The 3,049-nt window shown below is 35.4% G+C and carries 3 protein-coding genes; 1 reads left to right on the top strand and 2 read right to left on the bottom strand.

Going from position 1 to position 3,049, the window contains the following annotated elements; translation table 11 throughout:
• Positions 1-85: 85 nt before the first annotated feature.
• Both ald and V7659_RS03150 read right to left on the bottom strand, forming a co-directional pair.
• Positions 86-1,219 (bottom strand): alanine dehydrogenase, encoded by a 1,134-nt coding sequence (ald, locus tag V7659_RS03155; protein ID WP_335453057.1) that lies wholly within the window; start codon positions 1,217-1,219, stop codon positions 86-88.
• Positions 1,220-1,348: 129 nt separating this feature from the next.
• Positions 1,349-2,506 (bottom strand): PucR family transcriptional regulator, encoded by a 1,158-nt coding sequence (locus V7659_RS03150; protein ID WP_335538039.1) that lies wholly within the window; start codon positions 2,504-2,506, stop codon positions 1,349-1,351.
• Positions 2,507-2,918: 412 nt separating this feature from the next.
• Between V7659_RS03150 and V7659_RS03145 the strand changes: the two genes are divergently transcribed.
• Positions 2,919-3,049, top strand: a 131-nt coding sequence (locus V7659_RS03145; protein ID WP_335538041.1) for a hypothetical protein, incomplete at its 3' end; no start/stop codon positions are given.

The raw sequence follows: 3,049 nt of genomic DNA, 5'->3' as shown, positions 1-3,049 counted from the left end.
CAGTAATCTAAGTTCAAATACTTATACTTTCTTATCATTAAATAAAAGAAGGCAGCTACTGGTTAGCTGCCTTCTTTTACTACAATTAAATTGAAGCAAGTTCTTTTTCTAAGGCCTTTTCTACAGTTACATAATCATAGCCAAGATCTTTTGCTACTGCCTCATACGTGATTTCACCGTTGGCCACATTCACACCAAGATATAATGCAGCATTTTCAGAAATGGCTTTAAAAACCCCTTTATTAGCGATCTGCAATGCATATGGAACCGTAACATTTGTAAGAGCCATTGTTGAAGTCCGAGGTACAGCACCAGGCATATTAGCAACAGAATAGTGAACAACACCATGTTTGATGAATGTTGGATTATCATGTGTTGTCACATGATCGATTGTTTCAACAATTCCACCTTGGTCAATTGCAACATCGACGATTACAGAACCAGGTTTCATTGATTTAACCATTTCTTCAGTAATCAGCTTAGGAGCTTTGGCACCAGGAATTAATACAGCACCGATAAGAAGATCAGCTTCTGCCACGGCTTCAGCAATATTGAATGGATTTGACATTAATGTTTTGATTTGATTTCCAAAGATATCATCTAACTGACGTAGGCGCTCTGCGCTTAAGTCAATGATTGTCACGTCTGCACCTAATCCGATAGCCATTTTAGCGGCATTGGTTCCTACGATACCTCCGCCGACAATGGTAACTTTTCCGCGGTTAACTCCTGGAACACCTGCAAGCAGAATGCCAAGCCCTCCATTATTCTTTTGTAAGAACTGCGCACCAATTTGTGCAGCCATACGACCAGCCACTTCACTCATTGGGGTAAGCAATGGAAGAGTTCGGTTCACAGAAACTGTTTCATAGGCAATCGCGATGACACCTTTATCTTTAAGAGCCTGTGCCAACTCTGGCTCTGCTGCTAAGTGTAAGTAAGTAAATAATATTAAACCTTGACGGAAGTACTTATATTCACTTGAAAGAGGCTCTTTTACTTTCATAATCATATCTGCTTTTGTCCATACTTGTTCGGCATTATCTATTATTTCAGCACCAGCTTTTGCATAAGCTTCATTAGTGAAACCGCTTCCAATTCCTGCGTCCTTTTCTACTAATACTTTGTGGCCAGCATTTAGGAATGAAACCACACCTGCAGGAGTTAGTGCAACACGATTTTCATTATTTTTAATTTCTTTAGGTACGCCAATAAACATATATTTATTTCCTCCCCTAGTTACATGAAAGTGTTTAGCTATGGCTAAAGTATAAAATGTTTCCTAGAGAATTTCTTTGTTCAGAAAAGAGAAATATTTTTATTCTTTTTGGAGATTTTCACAAAACGTTCATATCCCTTGATATTTTTCCAGTTTTAAATCTAAGTAGAGAATCATCTTTTGATTAGGATCTTTGAAATTTACATCCCCTATTTCAGAGATCCGTTTAAGTCGATAATTTAATGTATTTGCATGGACATTTAGTTCCTTGGCTGCATCATTTATGTTGTTGTCTTTATTTAAGAAAACCTCTAATGTTTCGACTAAGTTGCTATTGTGTTTTTGATCATATTCATGAAGCCGTTTTAAGGCATAATTTTCATAGGCTTCGGTTTGTCTTTTTTCTAAAATAAGATCTACTATTTGATAGATTCCAAGCTTTTGATAGTTAAAAATATCCTTAGTCTCCAAAGGGAACTTTTCTTTAATTGCTAAGACTGCTAAGGTTTCCTTATAGGCCTTGTTTGTTTGTAGATAATCCTCATAAATACTGCTATAGCTTGGTTTGATCTCTTTTATTCCATATCTCTCACCCATTTGCAGAACAAAGAATTTTGAAAATTGATCCAGTTCATTGAAATGGTTCTCAATAGTAGTTGTGGATACCATAAGAATGAGTTGATTGCAGTCTATTGTGTTAAGAATAATTTTTATTCTTTGATTTGTTTTTAACAGATATGATATGGATTGTTCTACTTTATTCGAGATATTCTCCTGAAACTGAAAAACAAGAACCGCAAAAGAGGTAGGTGGTGTTAATTGTAGTGAATGGAAATGATCGAAAATTTCCTCGTTTACTTTAAGATGACCTGTTAAAAGTTTCCAAAAGAATTCTTGTGTACGTTCTTCTTTTTTGTTCTTTCTTGTCTGAAGCTGTAATAGTTTATTTTTTGCTGAATCTGCGGCTTTTTTTAAAAGAATGAAATCTTCTTCAGTTAAAATTTTATCAATTTCAATTGCCCAAATAAAACCAATCACTTCGTCTTGTTTCCAAATTGAAATGGCGACTCTATTGTTAAGACCGATATCACTCATGTTCCTCACACGAATCGGTTCTTGGGTCTTAAGTAAAGCGGGAATTGTTCCTTCTTTCCATAATTGATTAATAACTTTTTCCGGCACCCTTCGTCCAATGATAGTAGAAATTCTCGCTGGATCCGTCCGTTCATCATGTGTGCTGTAGGCAAGGAGACGGTGGTTTGCATCCTCAATTGTAATTGGGCACATTAGTACCTGACTAATAAGGTCGGCAAATTCATCTAAGCTTTCGAAGGCAGTCTTAAATGGATCAGGTAGTCTAGTATTCAGAACGATTACCCCCAGATTAATATAGAATGATTTATAGTAGTCTTATTAAATTCTAAAATATCCCTTTGTTTAATTTTACAAAAAAAATATAATAATTTCATGTATTTTTACAGAATAAATAATATGCTATAATGTTAAAATGATTCCGAGTAATCCAAAAAGAGAAAATATTTTTATAATTACCTTTTGAAAGCGTTGCCAATTGGGTCTTAAGGAGGATTAAGTAATAAAAGGCTTAAAAGTGAAGACTAAGATTGCTATAGTAAAAAAGTAAAGAAGTTATTTCAACGGGATGAGGGAATTCTAACTTGTATTCATAAGGGGGATTTATATGAGTAAAAACACTCAGGGTAAAGAGCTTCATCGTGGTTTAGAAGAAAGGCATATCACCTTGATGTCTTTAGGGGCAGCCATCGGGGTGGGACTATTTCTTGGTTCAGCAACGGCAATAAAAATGGCAGG

The organism is Neobacillus drentensis (assembly GCF_036966985.1).
GTDB lineage: Bacteria > Bacillota > Bacilli > Bacillales > Cytobacillaceae > Neobacillus > Neobacillus drentensis_E.
The sequence above is the reverse complement of the archived record's forward strand: the minus strand, read 5'-3'. Positions and strand labels throughout refer to the sequence as shown.

Coding starts and splice junctions, on each gene's coding strand:
- ald (WP_335453057.1), bottom strand. CDS start 1,219: ATGTTTATTGGCGTACCTAAAGAAATTAAAAATAATGAAAATCGTGTT.
- V7659_RS03150 (WP_335538039.1), bottom strand. CDS start 2,506: ATGTGCCCAATTACAATTGAGGATGCAAACCACCGTCTCCTTGCCTAC.